Raw genomic sequence first — 20,835 nt, 5'->3', positions numbered from 1 at the left:
TATCGCATGACGTCTTAATAGATAATTCCAAAGATAGGAAAATGAAATGCGGGGGTACATCATGTGAGAAAAACCTTTATTTCCATTGTTATTTTATTTTTAATGGGAGGCGCGTATCTGTATCTTCGTTTTGGACCATTGTCGCCACAGCATGCATTGAAGAAACAATTGGAGCACATTATTCAAGAACATAATCAAGCGAATATTATGGCTCTCTCATTAGACGAACCAACAACGGAATATCTTCTTGAATTGCCGACTGACGCAGTAGTTGAATCTGTAACGGATTTTCAAGGAGGTTCAGAACAAATAGGTTATTTGGTTAGCAGGGTGGGGGTAAAGCCGCTTCATGTATATATGACAGTGACTACCAAATCTCTATATCATAAGCTTTTTCCTAAATGGACTTTATTAAAAATAACAATCGCACCAAATGGAACGCTACCTTCCATTCGTGAGCTTCAAAAGACTGCAGAATTGGAAAGAAATCACGTCGGGATGGAGGAGCTAGAAGCGAAAAAAACCGCTTTCCGACTTTTTAACGAATGAGGATAAGGTGCCTCAAGCCGTAGCCGAAGAGATTATTAGATGGGGAGAAGGAGTGTAGGCATGTCAAGAACCATAAATCTATTTATTGGGTTTATCGTTGGGGTAATTCTAATGATACTACCTCAGCCGCATATTTTTATTGTTAGCGATCTATTGAATGCTTTAAGCGGGGGAGACATCCTTGATGGTCTTCTCCATAAAATGTTGGGAACCATCGGCTTTGTTCTTGTGTGTATCTTTGGATATAAAATAGTTACATCCGTTCTTCGGGAGAATTAATATAAGGTAACGGAAGGCGGGAAATACATTGAAGAAAATATATCGTATCCTGCTTGTTGTTTGTTTTTGTTGCTTTCTGGCCGCATGCGGGAAGATTAAGGTGTTTGAAGATCGTATAGACACAATCGAAACAAATGGATTAATGGTTAATTGCTCGGCTGAAGTAACTAAGGGCAAAAACCAAGTTAATGATATCGGATACTTATGCCGTGTACATATAGATGAGGATACAGTCATTAAGAACGAACGAGGCGAGCCTATAAAGCTGCCGGAGCTGACTACCGAAGATGTAGTTCGGATCGTTCCCGTGAAACCTCAGAATGTGAAAAATGGAAAAAGAGAATTTACGGCTAAAGAGATTACCGTACTGGAACAAGATAAATAGAGGAGCGAGAAACAAGAAATGAAGCCTATTCGAAACTCAGCAAAAGCTATTATTATGGAGGACGAGAAAATTTTATTGACCGTTAATAAGGATGATGCTGGGCTCTTTTACTTATGTCCCGGCGGGGGGCAAGAGCATTCCGAGAGTTTGAGGCAAGCGGTAATAAGAGAATGTCTCGAGGAAATTCCCATTACTCTTTGTTTTCATTTGATCCAACGCGAAAATAAGGAACAGGAGTATGAATGGTGAAAGTCGTAAACGCAGAGAAAGAAGATATAAAGCAGTGGTTAGTATTGGCTGCTGAGGTGGAAGAGCTGTTTGGACCTATGGTTGATGATCCTTTGTTTGTTCAAACGCTTGAACGGAATATCCGCGAGGGCAGGGCTTTTTGCATACGGGAGAATGACGGTTTCCCCGGGGGACAGCTGCTTGGCGGGATCCTCATCTCAACGAAAAATGCTCCCTCCTATAAAATCGGCTGGCTGGCAGTATCTGAACAAGCAAGAAACAAAGGGGTGGCCTCCGCGCTTATGAAGCATGTCCTTGAACATTTTCAATCCCCGGCGGAGGTATCGGTTGTTACGTTTGGCGAAGATACGAATGGCGGACTTCCGGCAAGAAGGCTGTACGAAAAGTTTGGATTTGAGCCTCAAGAGGAGCCTGTTCCGAATGGACCGGAAGGCGGAAGCAGGCAGCTTTTCAAGCTGATCATGAACTAATCTATTCGGGAGGGGTAACATGCGGTTTAAAGCCGTACTCTTTGATCTGGACGGAACGTTGCTCGACCGTGATGCCTCTTTGGCTTTATTTATCGATGATCAATATGAACGTTATCCGGCGTTTCAGAAGGCGCCGAAGGATGTTTTTACGAAGCGGTTCATTGAGCTCGATCAGCATGGCTATGTATGGAAGGATAAGGTGTATGAGCAGCTGCTGGCAGAATTCCAAATTCCAGGCTTGCGCTGGGAAGAGCTGTTAGAGGATTATTTGCAGTCGTTTCAAAAGCATTGCGTCGGGTTCCCCCATCTCATTCAGATGCTCTCCTCTTTAAAAAGCTACGGAACCAAAATCGCCTTAATTTCAAACGGCTACGGCCAGTTTCAATATGATAATTTCAAAGCACTAGGCATTAGCCCATTTTTTGACGAGATCCTTATATCGGAATGGGAAGGGCTTCGCAAGCCGAATCCGGCTATTTTTGAGCGGGCGCTCTACAAGCTTGGCGTGAAGGCGGAGGATGCGCTTTTTGTTGGCGACCATCCGGACAGCGATATAAGAGGCAGCCGTGCGGTTGGCATGAAAGCCGTGTGGAAGTATAATTCCACCTTTTCTCCCAATGTTGAGGCGGATGGTATTATTCATGAATTGGATGAACTAGTCAAATTTATATTTTAATGCAGGTTAAAACGATCCATTTAGCTTTAAATTTTTTTTGCGTATTTGTCACATATCACATCCCTTGCCCGTCATACAGGTAAAATTTGCGAGGGGATGATGAATGATGCAAAAGGTTGACGTGGTTGTGGTTGGAGGAGGAATTGCGGGTTTAACCGCTGCTATTTACGCAGCCAAAGCCGGGAAACAAACGGTGGTCATTGAAAAACAGAGCCGATTGGGCGGTCGAGCCGTTACCAACAAGAAAAAAGGTGCTTACTTTAATCTAGGCGCGCATGCCTTGTATCAGGGGGATGCGTATGCGACTTTCAGGGAACTGGGACTGACCTTGCAAGGAAAACGGCCTTCATCGTTCGCTTATGGCGTTTGGAAAGGGAAAGCGAGCCCCTTGCCTTCGGATATGAAATCCTTGTTTACGACCCCGCTATTGTCCTGGCAAGGAAAGATGGAGTTTGCTTCCTGTCTTATGAAAGTTAAAAAAGCGGATACTCGTCAATTCGACCGGATCAGCATCCGCGAATGGGTAGAAGGGAATTTGCAGGATCCTATGGTGCGCAATATCTTTTATTCGCTATTTCGTGCCGCCAGTTATGTGGTCGGGCCGGATTTGCCAGCCGCCGGTCCTGTGTTGAAGCAGCTGCAGAATGCCCTTAAAGGCGCATTGTACCTGGATCGTGGCTGGGGCGAATTGATCGAGGAATTGCGGACAAAGGCATCCGGTCTAGGCGTAAGGTTTTTAACGAATACCAAAGTCGCATCCATCGATACCCGTGGCGGGATCGTGCGGCAAGTTCTTTGTGCGGACGGAACGACAATCGATACGCAGCATGTTATTCTTGCCACAGCGCCTTCCATCGCCAATGAGTTGGTGCCCTTTGCTGAAAAAACCGCCCTTCATACCTGGAAAGAACAAGCGATTGAGGTCACCGCGGCTTGCCTGGATGTGGCCTTGAAGCGGCTTCCCGAGCCTAAACAACAATTTGCTTACGGGATTGATCAGACGGTGCTTTTTAGCAATTATTCGCGTGCGGCTTATCTAAGCGACGATGGAGCGCAGGTCATATCTCTCATTAAGTACCAAGGGAAAGAATCGGACCCGGATAAAGATTTGCAAGAGCTGGAAGGCGTGCTGGATTTGATGCAGCCGGGATGGCGGGAACAATTGGTTGTGAAGCAATACCTTCCAAAAATGACGGTTTGTCACGACTTTATGCATATGAAACGTCTTGAGAATCCCGGACCCGCTGTCCCGGAAATACAAGGATTATATGTAGCGGGAGAATGGGCGTCGCACGGTGAAGTATTAGCCGATGCCGCGACGGCAAGCGCCAAAAGAGCCGTACAATACATGCTCTCCCTTGAGGGTAAGGAGAGGAATGCCTTTTATGAGCATAGAGGAGTTATATAAACGTTATAAAACGGAGCTGTTTTCGTTAGCGTATCGGATGCTTGGCAGCGTCATGGATGCGGAAGATATCGTACAAGATGCTTTTTTAAGCTATAACGGGCTGTCTGATGCAGGGACCATCCGAAACGAAAGGGCATTCCTATATAAAATCGTCACGAATCGTTGTCTAGATCTGTTGCGCTCGTCTGCCAAAAAACGGGAAATGTACGTTGGTCCATGGCTTCCGGAGCCCCTGATTGATAAAGGGACTTCTGACAACGACCCATCCCATAAGTATTTGCGGTCCGAGTCGATCTCCACGGCTTATCTTCTGCTTCTGCAGCAACTGAGCGCAACGGAAAGGGCGGTTTTTCTTCTTCGGGAGATTTTTCATTATTCGTTTGAAGAGATTGCCGATATTGTCGGGAAAAGCAGTACGAATTGCAGGCAAATTTTCCACCGCGCCAAAAAAAGCATCCATTTCGAACCGGACCAGCAACCGTCGGTTTCCGTTGCAGAGGAGAAGATTAGAGAGTTCGTGAACTCGCTCTTGCAAGGAAATACAACGAAGCTTCTTGAACTGGTTAGTGAAAATGTTGTGCTCTACTCGGACGGCGGAGGCAAAGTAAGAGCGGCGCAAGTGCCAGTTGTCGGATTTGAGCAAGTGCTGAAGCTGCATCAACATTCGATCAACCTGCATGCGGGTAAGATTACGTATTCGTTCCTCATGGTGAATGGGCTCCCCGGAATCCGGCTTCATTTGGATGAAGGGATTCAATATGTTTATTCTTTTGCTTATCGGGATCATAAGATCGAAGCGATTTATGCGGTCGCCAATCCGGAAAAGCTGCGTCATCTATAGTGAGTTTTTGTTGCATTGACCCTCATCTCCGATTTTTTGGGGATAGGGTCTTTTTTTCTTTCATTTTGACACCAATCGTAAGATCGTCTACCCGTCCCTCCTAGCAGACCTTATTTTTGTATCCCTAAATAGAGCGTTTTATCGGTTTGGCTGGAGAAGCAAACGCGATAAAGTAAGGATTAAAGAAAGCACTTACATTTTTCGTGAAGCGCTTTCTCCAATAAGAGAGGGGTAGTCGAAACATGAGAGCAAAGAAGAAAGCTGGAATGATGCTGACCGCCGGAGTGGCGCTTGCGCTAGCCGTAACGGGATGTTCTTCGTCCAACGGCGGCGGTAACGCGGATAACAAAACGAATGCCGGAAACGCTGGCGGCAAGAGCGGCAGTCCGGTAGAAATTACATTCTGGAATATGTTCGGCGGCGGCGAAGGGGATTTCGTCGATCAGATTATTAAAGGATTTAACGATTCGCAGCAAGAGGTGATCGTGAAGCAGCTGCGTCTGGAATCGAACGAATATTACGCGAAGCTGGGCACGGCGCTTTCCTCTTCCAAGGGACCGGATGTAGCCGTAGCCCACGTCGACCGGATTTCTCCTTTTGTAAAAGCGAAGCAAATTGTGCCGGTTGACGAGCTGGCAAGCAAAGTCGGGTTTGATCTTGGACAGATCAGCGAATCGAATATAACAAGCGTTACTTATGAAGGCAAGCCTTACGCGGTACCGCTCGACACTCACTTCCATATGCTCTACTACAATAAGGACATTCTCAAAAAAGCGAATCTCTTAAATGAGGATGAGACTCCTAAACTCGATGATGTAAGTCCAGAAGGTTATTTGAATACGTTAGCTCAAATTAAAACAGCCGTTCCGGATGTGCAGGCGATGGCCGTTAACACGCCTTATTTCCAAGAGCCTTTCCTCAATATGTACTATGAAGCCGGTGGCGATATTCTCTCGCCGGATTTGAAGAAAGCGGCTATCAACAACGACAAGGCACTAAGCGTATTGAAATTCTACGATGATATTTATACCAAGCAGTACGCGGATATTAACGACAAGAATCCTTGGGATACGTTTAGCAACGGCAAAGCCGCCTTCTGGTTTGGCGGGGTATGGGAAGCAGGAGTGCTGCTTGGAGATGCTTCGAAACATATCGGCGCTATGCCATTGCCTGCGATTTTCGGAAGCCAGACGCATTGGGGCAGCTCGCATACGCTTGTCATTCCGTCATATGTTTCTGCCGAGAAGCAAGAAGCTGCTGCCAAGTTCATGAAATACTTCTCCGAAGTGGGCGGCCAGACTTGGGGTAATGCGGGTCACGTGCCTGCGAACAGCAAGGTGACGGCAAGCGAAGAATACAATAAGCTGCCCTATCGCCAGTTCTTTATCGAAGCGCAGAAGACCGTCAAATTCGCGCCGCAAACCGATAACTATACGACGATCATTACGACGATTGCCGAATCGCTGCAAAACATCATTTTCCATAACGAATCGGCGGAAGACGGCTTGAAGGATTTGGAGAAGCAGATTAACGAGATTTTGGCTAACTAATATAGTTCTTGAAGGGGAGGCTGGGCAGGAACGGCGTTATTACTGCCTGGCCCACTCTTGATAAATGAATGACGTAGAGAAGCAGGGAGAAACACATATGGATACCAAACCGATTGAACTGCGCAAGAAAAGAGTATCGGGCAACCGAGCAAAAGCCGAGCTGAAAGCGATCCTGTATATTGTTCCCTTTTTGATCCCGTTCGCCTTATTCTATTTGTGGCCCGTCCTGCGCGGCACCTGGATCAGCCTGCATGTCTGGAATATTCAAGGGATGCAGCGGTACGTGGCGCTCGACAATTATAAACGAATTTTCGAAAATAGCGATTTCTACAAATATTTATGGAATTCGTTTTATTTTGTACTCATCTGTGCTCCGACGGTACTCATATTGGGGCTGATTCTGGCGCTCATTATTAATCAGCGCATCTGGCTGAGAACCTTGATTCGTTCCGTTTATTTCCTTCCTTATGTGTTGTCGGTTTCGGTAATCAGCTTTATTTGGCTGAAGCTGTTTGATCCGAAGAACGGTCCGGTCAACGGCCTGCTGGGATTACTTGGCTTGCCTCAGGACATCAATTGGCTGACGGATCACCGGTTCGTATGGTGGGCGATTACGATTGCGACCGACTGGTGGACGGTTGGATTCGTTATGGTGCTGTTCCTGGCGGGTCTTCAGGAAATTCCCCAGGATCATTATGAAGCAGCTACGATCGACGGGGCTGGAACATGGAGCAAATTCTGGCATATTACGATACCGGGATTGTCCAGAGTCATGAAGATTCAAGTCTTCTATCAGGTCATCAGCTGCTTGAAATTGTTCGGTCAAGTTCAGATTATGACCGGCGGCGGTCCGGGGGACTCCACGAACACGATGATCCGTTATATTTACGTGACGGGCTTCAAGAAAGATATGTTTGGTCTTGCCTCCGCGCAGTCTATCGTATTTTGCGTCATCATGCTGCTCATTGCGGTCATTCAATTTATACTTACGGATCGAAAGGATTGAGGGGATTAACATGAACAAGTGGGCTCTTAACATCATTGCAACGGTACTGGCGGTTCTTTTCGTGTTCCCGCTCATCTGGATGCTGCTTGTCTCCTTGAAGCCGGACGGTACGAATGTATATGCCATGTCCGATTGGGTTCATTTCGCGGATTTGACGTTCAGCAATTACAAGAAAGTGATTACCGGCTCCGAGATTCTCAGATGGACCTGGAATAGCACGGTTATCGGCGTCATTACGACGCTGTTATCCATACTGCTCAGCTCCCTGGCTGCGTATTCTTTCTCCAAAATGCCTTTTAAAAGCAAAGGTTTTTTATTTGTCCTCATTACCTCGGGACTTCTTATTCCGACCGAAGCGATTCTGATTCCGTTATACGAAACGACGCTGCATCTGAATCTGATCGATAATAAGTGGGCTATTATACTCCCCGGGCTTACGAATCCGATTGGCATTCTTCTTCTCAAGCAATTTATGGACGGCGTTCCGAAGGATTATATCGAAGCCGCTCAAATTGACGGAAGCGGGACCTTTCGGATCTGGTGGAACATCTGCCTGCCGCTGACGAAATCGGCGATGGTATCGGTGGGCATATTCTTTCTGATTTTATCCTGGAATAATTTCCTCTGGCCGTATCTGACGATTACCTCGGAAGAAAATATGATATTGTCGGCAGGACTGCCTACGTTTTTATCGAATAATAATATGTCTTTAAATATGATTATGACGGCAAGCGGCATTGCGGCTATTCCAACGATTCTGGTCTTTGCCATTCTACAGCGCCATATTGTGCAAGGGGTGGCGATGTCCGGCGTGAAGGGCTAATGAAATGATCGGGAAGACGTTTGCCAATAATAACGGCATGTCCGGCAGGAGCAGCGAGGTACAATGAGAAAACAATCCGGCTGGGCAAGGTTTTTGCCCTCGATGAATATATGGAAGAGCAGCATACGCTATAAATGGATGCTGCTCTTATTTCTATTTTCCCTGACACCGTTAATCGTGATGGGGACGATCTCGTATTCTCTCTCCAAATCGACAATTAACGAAAAGGTAACGGAGTATTCGGAGCAGCTGCTCAAGCAGACGGCGGATAACATCGATACCCGTCTGGGCATCTATAAAGACCTGATGATGCAGGTCGTGAATAACGGCGAGATTATCCGGATGCTGCGGGATCTGGATAAGACAAGCCCGGCTAAGCCTTACGATATCGACAGCTTGTCGCTCACGACAAAGCTTTCCACGATTATTGCGATTAATCAGGACATTCAATCCATATCGTTTATTTCCAAGGATCATTATTTAAAAGGAATTTATCGATGGAAGAACCGCACGCCCGAAGAGGTAAGCGGTTTCTTGGATACGCTTGAGGACGGAAGCAATTTTAGATGGTTTCCCACTCGGCTTAATACGTATGTAGACAGCTTGAACACGCAAAACGTCCATGTCTTCTCGCTCTCCAAGCAGATTTACAAAACTTCGGACGATAGTCCGGTTGGGATTATAGCGGTACTGGATATCCGCGGCGAGGTGCTGAAGGAGCTTGGTTCAAGCTTAACCAACAACAACCGGGATATTCAAAGCTTCGTGATCGACGGTCAAGGCCAGATTGTTTCTTATGGCGAGAATGACATGATCGGGAAAAATCTAAAAGAAGTACTCGGGGAACAAGGTTATAATCAGATCGTTCATTCCGGCCTGGAGGAATACCGCTTTCCTATTAAGGAACAAGGGAAGAAGCTGATTGTGAATTACAAGAAGCTTCACACCAATGACTGGATAGTCGTGAACGTCATCTCCGAATCGATTCTGTATCAGGATTCCGACCGTCTGCTGCGGACGATATGGATTATTGCGCTGCTCTGTATCGTGTTCTCCATTATAACGGCCATTTTTCTTGCAAATTCGATCAGCAATCCGATTCTGAAAATGATCCGGCTCATGAGACAGGTCATGTCGGGGGATTTGACGGTTCGGTTCCGGGTCAAGAAGCATAGCGATGAATTTGATATATTGGGCAATAATTTCAATTACATGGTTGCCCGGATTGATGAGCTGCTGAAGACGGTGTACGAGGAGCAAAATCAGAAAAGAACAGCGGAACTAAAAGCTTTGCAAGCGCAGATCAATCCTCATTTCCTGTATAATACACTCGATATTATCAAATGGACCGCCCTTATCCAGAAGGCGAATAACGCCGCGGAGATGGTCAGCCTGCTGTCCCGTTTATTGCGGATCAGCTTGGATAAAGGGAAAGAGACGGTCACCGTTGAAGAGGAAATCGAGCATGTGCAATGTTATCTGGGAATCCAGAAATTCCGGTTTAATTATAAAATCAAAACGGAGGTCTATGTGGAAGACGGTGTTCGTCATCTGCAGACCCCTAAGCTGATCCTCCAGCCGATTGTCGAAAATGCGATCCTGCATGCTTTTTCCGATTCGGAGCAAGAGGGTCAAATCGATATTTCCTGTACCAGAAGCCCGGACGGAGGTATACGCTTTCAGATTGCCGACAACGGGAAAGGGATGGATCCGGCTTATGCAAGGAGTCTTCTCCGGAATCAGGAGCAGGGCGGCAAGACGGGAGGAATCGGGCTCGCGAATGTGGACGAACGGATCAAGCTCATTAGCGGCAAAACGTACGGTATCGATATTGCAAGCGAACCGGAAGCGGGAACAACGATTACGATCAAGCTTCCGTATTTGGAATAGGAGAGATTATGGCAGATGTACCGAGTGATGATTGTTGAGGATGAGTTTATCGTGCGCTACGGTATTCGCTCTATGATCGATTGGGAGAAAGTAGGATTGGAAGTAACGGGCGAAGCCGCCAACGGAAAAGAGGCACTGGAGCTCATTCGCCGGGAACCTCCCGATATTCTGATCACGGATATCAAGATGCCGGTTATGGACGGGATTCAGCTCATTGAGGAAGTCCGGAGCAGCGGATTTACGATGAAAGTGATTATTTTAAGCAATCTGGAAGAGTTCCAATATGCCCAAAAAGCCATTCGTTACGGAGTTTCGGAGTATATGATCAAGTCGGATATGATGCCAAGGGATTTCGAAAAAGCATTAATGAACGTTAAAGCTTCATTGGATACGGCCGAGTCGGATCCCGGAACCCATACAAAGGCGTCTATTGTTGAACCGGCACGGAAGGAAAAGCTGCTGCTGGGATTGATTGAAGGAAGCCGCCCGGAAGAAGGTGAAGCCGGTTCGATTCCGGAGGAAGCGGAGCTTAATGGCCTGCATCTGCCTGCCTATCTCCTGTACACGCTTATTCACACGAGAGACTGCGGGCTGTTCGAGAAGCAGCAGGTCATTCATGAAACGTTCGAACAGATCGGAAGCGATCGAAGCTTTGTTGTGTTTGCGGATAAACAAGGGGAAATTAACGTCCTGCTTCCGGTTCCGCAGCATGAGGCGGTCAATTCGGAAGGGATCAAGCAGCTGGCGGAACGGAGCATCTCCCATCTATCGCAGGTTTACGGACTTGCGTGTACGATTGGCTTAAGCGGAAGAGTAAGCGAGTGGACGGAGCTAAGCAAGGCATACGGCGAGGCTTTGGCGGCTGCCAAGCAAAGCATGTTCGCCGGGATCGGGAAAGCGATCTCGTATTCGGAGCTTGCCGGGGCCAAGGAAGCAGACGGCGCGCCAATCAAGGTAAGCCAATCCCATATTCATACTTTGCTGTATGGGCTGCAGTCCAAGGAGCTTCACGATTATGTGAACGGCTTATTCGATCAGTTGGGCAGGCGGCAGGATCCGGATCTGGTGCAGCTCATCTCCCTTGAATTGATTATGATTCTAACGGCGATATGGCCGGATGTCTCCCATGACCAGCAGCAGGTGGTCCAATTGAAAAAACAGTATTTCGACCAATTATCGAAGCTGGAGACGATTGAGCAAAGCCGCGACTGGTTCCTCCAAGCCTTCGCGGAGCTTCTTGAGCATATGATCCGCATTTATAACAGTGACCGGAACAGTATAATAAAAGCAACGCAGTACATTCAACAGCATTACCAGCAGGAAATATCCTTGCAGTCCATTAGTCATTTGGTTCATTTGAGCAAAAATTATTTTGCGAATCTGTTTAAAAAGGAAGTCGGAGAAAGCTTTCTGGAATACGTAACGAGAGTACGGATTGAGAAAGCAAAGGCGCTGCTGGCCGGTGAGATGAAAGCTGCCGACGTCGGGCAGATGGTTGGCATTCAGGACCCGAAATATTTCTCGAAAGTATTCAAGAAGATTACGGGAGCAACCCCTTCGGAATATAGAAGCTTGGTCAAGGAGAATAAAGGGAATAAAGAAAGCTCTGAAACAGGGCAATAAATATGTCTGCGGAAGGTGAAAGTGTGGGGAAAAAGCTTTCTGCATGGTTGTTCGTTATGGTGGCATGCATGGGATTGCTGGTCGGATGCGACGGTTCGGACAAAGCGGAAGCACCGGTCCGTAAATCGGCCAAAGCACCGGTCGAAATCTTGTTCTGGAATCCGTTCGGCGGCGGAGAAGGAGACTACGTTGGCCAAATCATCAAAGATTTTAACGAGTCCCAGCAGGGAATCGTCGTCCGGCAGCTTCGTCTCGAATCCAATGAATATTACGTCCGGCTAAGCACGGCATTATCTTTCGGGAAAGGCCCCGATGTGGCCGTTGCCCATGCGGACCGGGTATCTCCTTTTGTGAAGGCGAAGCAGATTATTCCGCTCGACGGGCTGGCGCAGCTTGCCGGATTAGATTTCAGTCATATTGAGTCAACAAACCGAAATAGCGTCGTGTATAACGGGGAGACGTATGCGGTTCCGATCGATACGCATTTTCACATGCTGTATTACAACAAGGATTTGCTGGCTAAAGCCGGATTGGACGAGGACGAGGTTATTTCCAAGCTCCGCCGTCTAACGCCGCAGGAGTTTATGGATTTCCTTACTTTGCTTCAGAACCGTTTGCCCGGCGTACAGCCGCTTGCGGTGAATACGCCTTTTTTCCAGGAGCCGTTTCTGGATATGTATTACGAAGCCGGGGGCGAGCTGCTCACTTCCGATATGAAGCATGCGGCGATCAATAACGACAAGGCGCTGGAGGTGCTCCGGTTCTACCAGAAGCTGTTCGCCAGCGGTCTAAGCGACCTTAACGATAAAACGCCTTGGGATACCTTTCATAACGGCCAAGCCGTATTCTGGATGGGAGGAATATGGGAAGCGGGTCATCATCTGAAGGATTCGTCCTTTCAGAGCGGAATTACGGAGCTCCCGTCCTTGTTCGGCGGAAATAAGCAATGGGGCAGCTCGCATACCTTGGTTATTCCGACCTACGTGACGAAGGAGAAACAGCTTGCGGCGATGGCTTTCATCCGTTATTTCTCGGAAGTCGGCAGCCTTACCTGGGGGGAAGCGGGGCATGTTCCTGCCAACAGTACGGTGCAGAACGACTCCCACTACCAGAACCTCCCGTACCGCAAGCTATTCCTGGAATCGTCGCGTCATGTGAAGCTGGCTCCCAATACGGACAAATACTCCGCTCTGTACACCGTTCTGTCGGAGGAGCTTCAGAATATTATTGCCAATCGACAGGATCCCAAGAAAGGCCTCGTTGATCTGGAGCAAAAGTTAAACGATCTGTTAGCGAGCTGAGGCCTTGAGATCGTAACCTTGACCTACGACCCCAAACACGCATCGTTCTATACCGAATGCGGTTTCGTTCCGTGTCCCGGCGGTCTGTGGATGAAAAAGTACTAATTCGATGCGGTTTTAAAAGGGCTAGAGATTTCGGGAAACATTCCGAATCTCTAGCCCTTTATTATTCCTCTCCCCCGAGAGAAGGGAGGAATAGAGGAAATGTATCTCCTGAAGAGTGGAACGCTCGCCTTTGCCAGTCGTGAAATCTCGTTGAAAACGAGTTGATTCAAAATTTCACGATGGCAACAGCGACCGAAGGAGATACATTTCTGCCATTCCCCCCACATCCTCGACATCTTTTTATCGATTTCTCCCATTGCTTTGTACAAATCATCACTCCCACCATCAATCTAAATGGCGAAATCCTCAATTCCCCCTTCTCAAATCCCCATTTGATTGCATCTTTTGCCCATATCGACTCTCCTCCTGCTCCTTTACTCTGTGGATGTAGCCATTTTCACTACACAATTAAACGGAGGTAGGGTCATGAAAAAATGGGTAGCAGGTTCGCTCAGCATCGCTTTGCTGGGAACAATGCTTGCAGCGTGTTCTTCCAATAATGATAAGAACGGCGGCAGCTCGAACTCGGGCAATAACGGCAACAGCTCGGCGGAACAGCCGGCGGAAGCAACAACGTATCCGATTAAGACGGATAAGACGCTCTCGTATTGGGGCGAGATTAACGGTCAGCTGATCGGCGTAAAGGAATCCCACAAGGATATTCCGTTCTTCCAGGAATGGCAGAAGAAAACCGGCGTACCGCTCGAATTTACGGAGCCGCCAACCGGTCAAGTAAAAGAAGCGTTTAACGTGATGCTCGCATCCGGCAAGCTGCCGGATATGGTGGAGTATAACTTCATCGGCGACTTCCCGGGCGGTCCGGAGAAAGCGATCCAGGATGGCTATATCGTCAAGCTGAATGATCTGATCGATAAATACGCGCCTAACCTGAAAAAGTATCTGCAGGAAAACCCGGACATCGACAAAATGGTGAAGACGGACAGCGGCAGCTATTACGCCTTTCCGTTCATCCGCGGCGACGAATATCTGCGCGTCTTCCAAGGCCCGATTATCCGCAAGGACTGGCTGGATGAGCTTGGCCTGGCTGTACCTGAGACGATCGACGACTGGACAGCGGCGCTTACCGCATTTAAAGAGAAGAAAGGCGCTGCTGCACCGCTTACGTTCAACAGCAAACCGCGCTTCTTCAACGACGGCGGCAACGGTGCCTTTATGGGCGCGTTTGGCGTAACGCGCGGCTTCTACCAGGAAGACGGCAAGGTCGTGTTTGGTCCGGAGCAAGAGGGCTACAAGCAATACCTGGAGCTGTTCCGCGACTGGTATTCGAAAGGCCTGATCGACAAGAACATTGCAACGGCGGACACCAAATCGGTTGACGGCAACATTGCGTCCGGCGCAACGGGCGCTTCGATCGGCAATGCCGGCGGCGGTATCGGCAAATGGCAGCCGCTTGTTGAAGCGAAGGATCCAAAAGCCGTTCTGATCGGCGCCCCTTACCCGGTACTGAAGAAAGGCGACACGCCGAAATTCGGCCAGCATAACACCGCTTACGCATCCGAAGGTACGGTAGCGATCACGACGCAAGCGAAAGATCCTGAGCTCGCTGTCAAAATGCTCGACTATGGTTATAGCGAAGAAGGAGGCTTGTTCTTTAACTTCGGTACGGAAGGCGTCAGCTACAACATGAAGGACGGCTACCCGACTTATACCGATCTTCTGCTGAAGAATCCGGACAAGCTGGCTCCGGCGCAAGCGATCTCGCTCTATACGCGCGGCAGCTACAACGGTCCGTTCGTTCAGGACAAACGTTATGCCGAGCAATTCTTTGCTCTTCAGTCGCAGCGCGACGCGGTAACCGCCTGGCAGAAAACGGACGCGGCGAAATACCAGCTGCCGCCAATCACGCCATCGCCGGAAGAAGCTTCCGAGTACGCGGCCATTATGAACGATATCAACACGCTGGTGGACGAAATGTCTCTGAAGATCATCCTGGGCACGGAGCCGGCCGATGCGTTCGCCAAATACGTGGACAAAATGAAATCGCTCAATCTGGATCGCGCGATCGAAATTCAGCAAGCGGCGCTTGACCGTTACAACAGCCGTTAATAGATAGCAAGAGAGGAGAGGGCCTTGAAAGCCCTCCTTCTCCCTCAATAAGGAGTGAGGCATGTGGGGAAAAACCGCTTTATACGCGATTTTAAGCTAAACAAACTGCTCTATCTGATGATGCTTCCCGTCATCGCGTATTACCTAATTTTTCACTATATTCCCATGTACGGGGCGTTAATTGCCTTCAAGGAATACTCCCCGATGAAAGGCATCCTGCACAGCGATTGGGTTGGCCTCAAGCATTTCCACGATTTCTTCGGCAGCTATTACTTTACACGGATCCTTAAGAATACGCTTGTCATCAGCTTGTATTCGTTAATCTTCGAGTTCCCCGCACCGATTATATTGGCGCTGCTCATTAACGAGGTTAGAAACAAAACATTCAAACGGGTAGCGCAAACGATTACGTACATGCCTTACTTTATTTCCCTCGTAGTCATTTGCGGGATCATTACGGACTTTACGAACGCTGACGGCATTATCAATAGATTGTTTATGCTGTTTGGCTACGACGGCCAAGCGATGCTGCAGAAGCCGGAGCTGTTCCGTCCGATTTACATTTTGTCGGAGATCTGGCAGCGGATCGGCTGGGAGTCGATCATTTATATCGCGGCACTGATGAGCATCGACCAGGAGCAGTACGAAGCGGCCAGAATAGACGGCGCAAGCCGGATAAAGCAGATCTTCTTCATTACGCTTCCGGGCATCCTGCCGACGATTACGATCATGTTCATCCTGCGGATGGGCAATATGCTGAACGTTGGCTTCGAGAAAATCATTCTGTTGTACAATCCGGTTACCTACAATACGGCGGACGTGATCTCGTCCTTCGTCTACCGGAAAGGTTTATTGGAATTTGGATGGAGCTACAGCTCGGCAGTCGGATTGTTCAACTCCGTTGTTAACCTTGCCTTGCTCGTTACCGCCAATTACATCAGCCGCAAGGTGAATAAAAGCAGTCTATGGTGAGGTGAGAATCCATGCAAATGAAGGCGACTTTATCCGAGAGAGTGTTCGATGTCGTTGTATACGCCGTCCTGATCCTCCTCATCGTGTCGACGTTGTATCCGCTGTTGTACGTTTTGTTCGCTTCCTTCAGCGACGCGGGGCAGCTTGTAGCCAATAAAGGCATCTTATGGCATCCATTAGGATTAAGCTTGGATGCGTATACGAGCGTGTTCAAAAATCCGGGCATTACGACCGGTTACAAAAATACGCTGTTTATTCTCGTATGCGGTACGGTTCTCAACCTGATTATGACCGCGCTGGGCGCGTATGTCTTATCCCGTCGGGATGTCATGTTGAACAATCTGTTCATGGGCATGATTTTGCTAACGATGTTTTTCAGCGGCGGCCTTATTCCGCTATACCTCGTTGTAAAAGGCGTAGGCCTCTTGAATACGTTATGGGCAACGATTGTTCCGTTTGCGATCAGCACGTTTAACCTGATCATTATGCGTACGGCGTTTAAAGGCATTCCGGAAGCGCTGGAGGAATCGGCCAAAATCGACGGAGCCAACCACTTTACGATTTTGTTCCGGATTATCATTCCTCTCTCGATGCCGGTTATCGCGGTTATGATTCTGTATTATGCGGTAGACAAATGGAACGGCTGGTTCTACGCCTCGATCTTTATCCGCAGCCGCGAGCTGTTCCCGCTGCAGCTGGTGCTACGCGAGATTCTCATTGCGAACTCGACGGACAGCATGGCATCGGGCGCATCGGCAGGAGACCGGTTCCAGATTGGCGAAACGATTAAATACGCGACTATTATGGTGGCTACGGTTCCGATTCTATGCGTCTATCCGTTTGTGCAGCGCTTTTTCGTCAAAGGCGTTATGGTAGGCTCGGTTAAAGGCTGATTTATTTCATAGTCCAAGAGAATAATCCGGGAGGCAGGGAACATGCAAGCAAGCTCGACTCAAAGCAAATTGGATGTTAAGCGCATTTGGAAGCAGCTTGAAGAGAAGGTAGACCGCATGATCGTTCAAATCGGGGAGAAATCCCCGCACGCGGCCAAGGCGGACGGCATTTACGATGATCAAAGAATCGACTGGTGGACTTCGGGTTTCTGGCCGGGCATTCTGTGGCTGATGAACGAAACGACCGGCAACGAGAAATATAAAGAGGCTGCCTGGAGCTGGGATGAGCGGCTGGAAGCGCAAATGCTCCGGCCGAACTCCTTCGACCATGACGTAGGCTTCCACTTCCTGCCGACGGCGGTTGCGAAATACCGGATTACCGGAGACAAAGACGCGTTGCGCCGCGGCTTGTTTGCCGCGAATTTTATGGCGGGACGCTTTAATCTGAACGGGCGTTTTATCCGCGCCTGGAACGGCGACATGCATGGCTGGTCGATTATCGATACGTGCATGAATCTGTCGCTTTTGTACTGGGCATCGGCCGAGAGCGGAGATTCGCGCTTTGCGCATATAGCCAGCGCGCATGCGGATACGGTATTGAAACATTTTATCCGCGAGGACGGTTCGGTGAACCATATTGTCTGCTTCGATCCGGAGACGGGCGAATTCGACCAAGTGCGCGGCGGGCAAGGGGCAGCGCCGAATTCCGGCTGGAGCCGCGGCGCTTCTTGGGCCTTGTACGGAATGGCGAACACTTTCCGTTATACCGGCAATATCGAATATTTGCGGGCGGCGCAGCGCGTTGCGCATTATTTTATCGCGAATCTGCCGGACGATCATGTTCCTCACTGGGATTTCCGCGCGTCGGAGCAGATGGACGAAGAGCCGCGCGATACGTCGGCCGGAGCGATTGCCGCTTCGGGCCTGATCGAATTGGCCGCTCTGCTGGCAGAGAAGGAAGGACGTATCTACCGCGAAGCGGCAGAGCGCATTCTGGCGTCGCTTTATTCGAATTACGGCACATGGACCGAACCTTCGCATGAGGCGATTCTGAAGCATGGCACCGGCCATAAACCGGCTGGGCAGAACGTGGATGTGTCTCTTATCTACGGAGACTATTTCTTCGTCGAAGCCATCGCGAAGCTGAACGGCTGGAAGCAGCGCATGTTCTAATACCGGATATCGTATGATGGCAAATAGCCCGATTGGATGATTCCAATGGGCTATTTGTGCTGTTTTTGGGGCTCCAGTAGAGCTATCGTCAATCGTTTTGCACATATTGCAACTTCCTCTGGCGCCTTTTGTATGCGTATAATAAGGTTCTAAAGCTGGCAAACAACATGAGCAACCTTAACATTTACGTACAGGCGAGGAGATCTTGGTTTGAATATTCGATCCATATGGCAGAAACGGAAAAGCATCATCGTAACGTGGCTGATTTCCTATTGCGCGGTATTATTCGTACCGATACTAATCAGCTTAATTGTATATTCGCAGTCGAGCGCGGCGCTTCGAAGCGAGATTCACCGTGCCAATGATTCGCTGCTCAAGCAGGTTGGCTATACCATCGATAATCAGGTGGACCAGATGAAGCGCCTAACCATGGAGCTGACCTGGAATGCAAGGCTTCAAACCTTGATGTATTCGAGCAGAACGGAAGCGGATGCGCAATTCGATGCTTATCAGCTCGTGAAGGAATTTCAAACCTATCAGACTTCTTATGCTTCGATAGATGAGTTTTACGTCACCTGGGAGCGGGAGCATGCGGTATTGCGCTCCGGAAATGTCCGCGATATGAAGACGGCCTTTGCCACCCTTCACGACACCGGCCAGATGAGTTATGAAGATTGGCTGGCTGCCGTAGAGACTTCGGAGCATAACCAGTTTACGCTGCTGCCGCTTATGGATGCGGGTGCTACGCAGTCTTCAATCGCTTACATTACTCATTTGCCTAAAGATCTGAACGGCAGGCAAGCAGGCACGGTAGTCGTGATGTCGGATTTGGCCAGATTCCAGAATGCCATCAAGAGCATCTCCGGCTTCAGCGGAGGGTACGTTCTCATTCTGAACCGGAATAACGAGGTGCTGCTGTCCAATCTGCCGAAGAAGCAGGGCGAAGAGGTTATCTTGCAGAAGGTTCGGAGCGGCGGCGAAGAGATGCCGACCTCGATGAAATCGGGAGATTCGGAAATCTTTTACCTGCAATCATCCGTATCGGATCTGAAGTATGCGCTGGTGATCCCTAGCAGCATTTATTGGCAGAAGGCCGAATATGTCCGGAAGCTGACGCTGGTGAGCGTACTGATCAGCGTGATGGGCGCAGGCGTGCTTACCTGGTTCTTTATGCGCCGCAACTATTCGCCGATCCAGAAGCTTGTAGAGTCGTTAACCGACAAAAATAACGATGAAGAGCATGCGGAATGGAACGAGCTGAATTTCATTCAGCGGGCGGTCAGCCGGACGCGAAGCGAGAAGGACAAAATCGCCATGCAGCTCCAGATGCATCACAACGTGCTGCGGTCGAATATGCTCAGCAGGCTGCTAAAGGGTCGGCTGGATTCGCCTATTCCTTACGAGGAAGCCTTCAAGACGTACCGCATGGAGCAAATCTCGGATGATTACGCGGTTATTTTATTTGTTATCGAGAATGATGAAAGCCTTTACGAGAAGCTGCCGGGCATTGACGATAATGAACGGAGAAGATTCCTTCAATTCATTATCAGCAATGTCGTGGAGGAGCTTGCCGGACGTTACGATCATGCGGGCTACGTGGCGGAAATGGACGACATGATGGTCTGCCTCGTGAATTTGACCTGCGGAAGCGGGGACGAAGAGCAATACAAGAAGGATTTGCATGAGATCGCGACCGAAGCGCAGCGCTTCCTGAAGCGTTACGATATGGATCTTACGGTGGCGATCAGCGGCAGGCATAGCACTTTGACGGGGATTGCAGCGGCTTATAGCGAAGCGGTAGATGCGATGGAGTATAAAATGGTGCTTGGCAAAAAAGGCATCATCACCTATGACGATATCCGCAAGACGCCTTCCGATGCCGTTCAATTCGGTTATTATTATCCGCTGCAGGCGGAGCAGCAATTGATTAATCTGATCAAGAGCGGCGATTTCGAACAGGCTTCCGCTTTCATGAATGAGATTACGGACCGCAACTTCCAGCAGCCGATGATGAATCTGACGCTGGCCAAATGCTTTATGTTTAATCTGGTCGGAACGATGGTGAAGGCTATTAACGAGCTTGGCGACGGCAAGGGCAGCGTGCTGAACGATAATCCGAATTGGATGAATGGCATTATGGCTTGCGACACGGTCCAGGAGATGCGGCAGGAGCTTCATTCTTTGTTAAGGGATGTATGCGCTTTCGCTTCCGCAAGGCTCGAATCCAATATGACGCATGAGCGTGCCGAGTCCATCCGCGATTTGTCGGCCCGCGTGGCCGGATACATTGGGGAGAATTACGGCGATTCCAATATGAACGTTAATACGATTGGCGAGCATTTCGATTTGAAGGGCAGCTACTTGTCCAAGCTGTTCAAGACGCAGACAGGCGAAGGGCTGCTGGACTATTTGCATAAATACCGGATTGCCGAGGCCAAGCGGCGGATGACGGTGCTTCAGGAATCCGTAAGCGACGTATCGCGCGCGGTTGGATACAACGATGCCGCAACGTTTATCCGTGTATTCAAAAAGTACGAAGGCATAACGCCGGGCAAATACAAGGAAATGAACTAGG

General features: G+C 48.9%; 17 protein-coding genes and 1 pseudogene. All 18 read left to right on the top strand.

Features of this window, described 5'->3' with window-relative positions:
* Nucleotides 1-63 precede the first annotated feature (63 nt).
* The 18 genes and pseudogenes from CFI03_RS16250 to CFI03_RS16165 all read left to right on the top strand — a co-directional run bounded on the left by CFI03_RS16250 (nucleotide 64) and on the right by CFI03_RS16165 (nucleotide 20,834).
* Entirely contained in the window at nucleotides 64-549 is a 486-nt protein-coding gene (locus CFI03_RS16250; RefSeq protein WP_248758026.1) for a hypothetical protein, read from the top strand.
* 307 nt (nucleotides 550-856) lie between these two features.
* Nucleotides 857-1,213, top strand: coding sequence for a hypothetical protein (locus CFI03_RS16245; protein ID WP_248758025.1), 357 nt, complete (start codon nucleotides 857-859; stop codon nucleotides 1,211-1,213).
* An 18-nt stretch (nucleotides 1,214-1,231) separates the two neighbouring features.
* Nucleotides 1,232-1,399, top strand: a pseudogene (locus CFI03_RS16240) (NUDIX domain-containing protein); the annotation flags it as partial.
* Between the two features lie 56 nt (nucleotides 1,400-1,455).
* Nucleotides 1,456-1,932 carry a GNAT family N-acetyltransferase gene (locus tag CFI03_RS16235; protein WP_248758024.1) on the top strand — a complete coding sequence of 159 codons (477 nt, stop codon included), beginning with the start codon at nucleotides 1,456-1,458 and terminating at the stop codon, nucleotides 1,930-1,932.
* Between the two features lie 19 nt (nucleotides 1,933-1,951).
* A complete protein-coding gene (locus CFI03_RS16230; RefSeq protein ID WP_248758023.1) occupies nucleotides 1,952-2,608 on the top strand; it encodes an HAD family hydrolase in 657 nt (218 codons plus the stop codon).
* A gap of 103 nt (nucleotides 2,609-2,711) precedes the next feature.
* Nucleotides 2,712-4,016: a phytoene desaturase family protein gene (locus tag CFI03_RS16225; RefSeq protein ID WP_283094568.1), complete on the top strand. Its 1,305-nt coding sequence runs from the start codon at nucleotides 2,712-2,714 to the stop codon at nucleotides 4,014-4,016.
* A complete protein-coding gene (gene sigJ, locus CFI03_RS16220; RefSeq protein WP_248758022.1) occupies nucleotides 3,994-4,857 on the top strand; it encodes an RNA polymerase sigma factor SigJ in 864 nt (287 codons plus the stop codon). The genes CFI03_RS16225 and sigJ overlap by 23 nt, the downstream gene beginning before the upstream one ends.
* Before the next feature lie 242 nt (nucleotides 4,858-5,099).
* A complete protein-coding gene (locus CFI03_RS16215) occupies nucleotides 5,100-6,407 on the top strand; it encodes an ABC transporter substrate-binding protein (RefSeq protein WP_248758021.1) in 1,308 nt (435 codons plus the stop codon).
* Between the two features lie 97 nt (nucleotides 6,408-6,504).
* Entirely contained in the window at nucleotides 6,505-7,413 is a 909-nt protein-coding gene (locus CFI03_RS16210; protein ID WP_248758020.1) for a carbohydrate ABC transporter permease, read from the top strand.
* 10 nt (nucleotides 7,414-7,423) lie between these two features.
* Nucleotides 7,424-8,236, top strand: a complete 813-nt coding sequence (locus CFI03_RS16205) for a carbohydrate ABC transporter permease (RefSeq protein ID WP_015843665.1) — start codon at nucleotides 7,424-7,426, stop codon at nucleotides 8,234-8,236.
* 63 nt (nucleotides 8,237-8,299) lie between these two features.
* Nucleotides 8,300-10,126 carry a sensor histidine kinase gene (locus CFI03_RS16200; RefSeq protein WP_248758019.1) on the top strand — a complete coding sequence of 609 codons (1,827 nt, stop codon included), beginning with the start codon at nucleotides 8,300-8,302 and terminating at the stop codon, nucleotides 10,124-10,126.
* Between the two features lie 15 nt (nucleotides 10,127-10,141).
* Complete coding sequence (locus tag CFI03_RS16195; protein WP_248758018.1) at nucleotides 10,142-11,749, top strand: response regulator; 1,608 nt, start codon at nucleotides 10,142-10,144, stop codon at nucleotides 11,747-11,749.
* 23 nt (nucleotides 11,750-11,772) lie between these two features.
* Complete coding sequence (locus CFI03_RS16190) at nucleotides 11,773-13,050, top strand: ABC transporter substrate-binding protein (RefSeq protein ID WP_248758017.1); 1,278 nt, start codon at nucleotides 11,773-11,775, stop codon at nucleotides 13,048-13,050.
* Between the two features lie 531 nt (nucleotides 13,051-13,581).
* Nucleotides 13,582-15,222: an extracellular solute-binding protein gene (locus CFI03_RS16185; RefSeq protein WP_248758016.1), complete on the top strand. Its 1,641-nt coding sequence runs from the start codon at nucleotides 13,582-13,584 to the stop codon at nucleotides 15,220-15,222.
* Between the two features lie 117 nt (nucleotides 15,223-15,339).
* Entirely contained in the window at nucleotides 15,340-16,194 is an 855-nt protein-coding gene (locus CFI03_RS16180) for an ABC transporter permease (protein ID WP_236013348.1), read from the top strand.
* Between the two features lie 11 nt (nucleotides 16,195-16,205).
* Nucleotides 16,206-17,087 (top strand): carbohydrate ABC transporter permease, encoded by an 882-nt coding sequence (locus CFI03_RS16175; protein ID WP_248758015.1) that lies wholly within the window; start codon nucleotides 16,206-16,208, stop codon nucleotides 17,085-17,087.
* 42 nt (nucleotides 17,088-17,129) lie between these two features.
* Nucleotides 17,130-18,260 carry a glycoside hydrolase family 88 protein gene (locus CFI03_RS16170; RefSeq protein ID WP_248758014.1) on the top strand — a complete coding sequence of 377 codons (1,131 nt, stop codon included), beginning with the start codon at nucleotides 17,130-17,132 and terminating at the stop codon, nucleotides 18,258-18,260.
* 210 nt (nucleotides 18,261-18,470) lie between these two features.
* The gene (locus tag CFI03_RS16165) at nucleotides 18,471-20,834 is read left to right on the top strand and encodes a helix-turn-helix domain-containing protein (protein ID WP_248758013.1); all 2,364 of its coding nucleotides are present in this window, start codon (nucleotides 18,471-18,473) and stop codon (nucleotides 20,832-20,834) included.
* Nucleotide 20,835: the final 1 nt, after the last annotated feature.

Origin of the sequence: Paenibacillus sp. ATY16 (assembly GCF_003399985.2) — a bacterium.
GTDB lineage: Bacteria > Bacillota > Bacilli > Paenibacillales > Paenibacillaceae > Pristimantibacillus > Pristimantibacillus glycanilyticus.
This window is presented reverse-complemented; position numbering and strand designations above follow the sequence as displayed.

Coding starts and splice junctions, on each gene's coding strand:
- CFI03_RS16235 (WP_248758024.1), top strand. CDS start 1,456: ATGGTGAAAGTCGTAAACGCAGAGAAAGAAGATATAAAGCAGTGGTTA.
- CFI03_RS16230 (WP_248758023.1), top strand. CDS start 1,952: ATGCGGTTTAAAGCCGTACTCTTTGATCTGGACGGAACGTTGCTCGAC.
- CFI03_RS16225 (WP_283094568.1), top strand. CDS start 2,712: ATGATGCAAAAGGTTGACGTGGTTGTGGTTGGAGGAGGAATTGCGGGT.
- sigJ (WP_248758022.1), top strand. CDS start 3,994: ATGAGCATAGAGGAGTTATATAAACGTTATAAAACGGAGCTGTTTTCG.
- CFI03_RS16215 (WP_248758021.1), top strand. CDS start 5,100: ATGAGAGCAAAGAAGAAAGCTGGAATGATGCTGACCGCCGGAGTGGCG.
- CFI03_RS16210 (WP_248758020.1), top strand. CDS start 6,505: ATGGATACCAAACCGATTGAACTGCGCAAGAAAAGAGTATCGGGCAAC.
- CFI03_RS16205 (WP_015843665.1), top strand. CDS start 7,424: ATGAACAAGTGGGCTCTTAACATCATTGCAACGGTACTGGCGGTTCTT.
- CFI03_RS16200 (WP_248758019.1), top strand. CDS start 8,300: ATGAGAAAACAATCCGGCTGGGCAAGGTTTTTGCCCTCGATGAATATA.
- CFI03_RS16195 (WP_248758018.1), top strand. CDS start 10,142: ATGTACCGAGTGATGATTGTTGAGGATGAGTTTATCGTGCGCTACGGT.
- CFI03_RS16185 (WP_248758016.1), top strand. CDS start 13,582: ATGAAAAAATGGGTAGCAGGTTCGCTCAGCATCGCTTTGCTGGGAACA.
- CFI03_RS16180 (WP_236013348.1), top strand. CDS start 15,340: ATGATGCTTCCCGTCATCGCGTATTACCTAATTTTTCACTATATTCCC.
- CFI03_RS16175 (WP_248758015.1), top strand. CDS start 16,206: ATGCAAATGAAGGCGACTTTATCCGAGAGAGTGTTCGATGTCGTTGTA.
- CFI03_RS16170 (WP_248758014.1), top strand. CDS start 17,130: ATGCAAGCAAGCTCGACTCAAAGCAAATTGGATGTTAAGCGCATTTGG.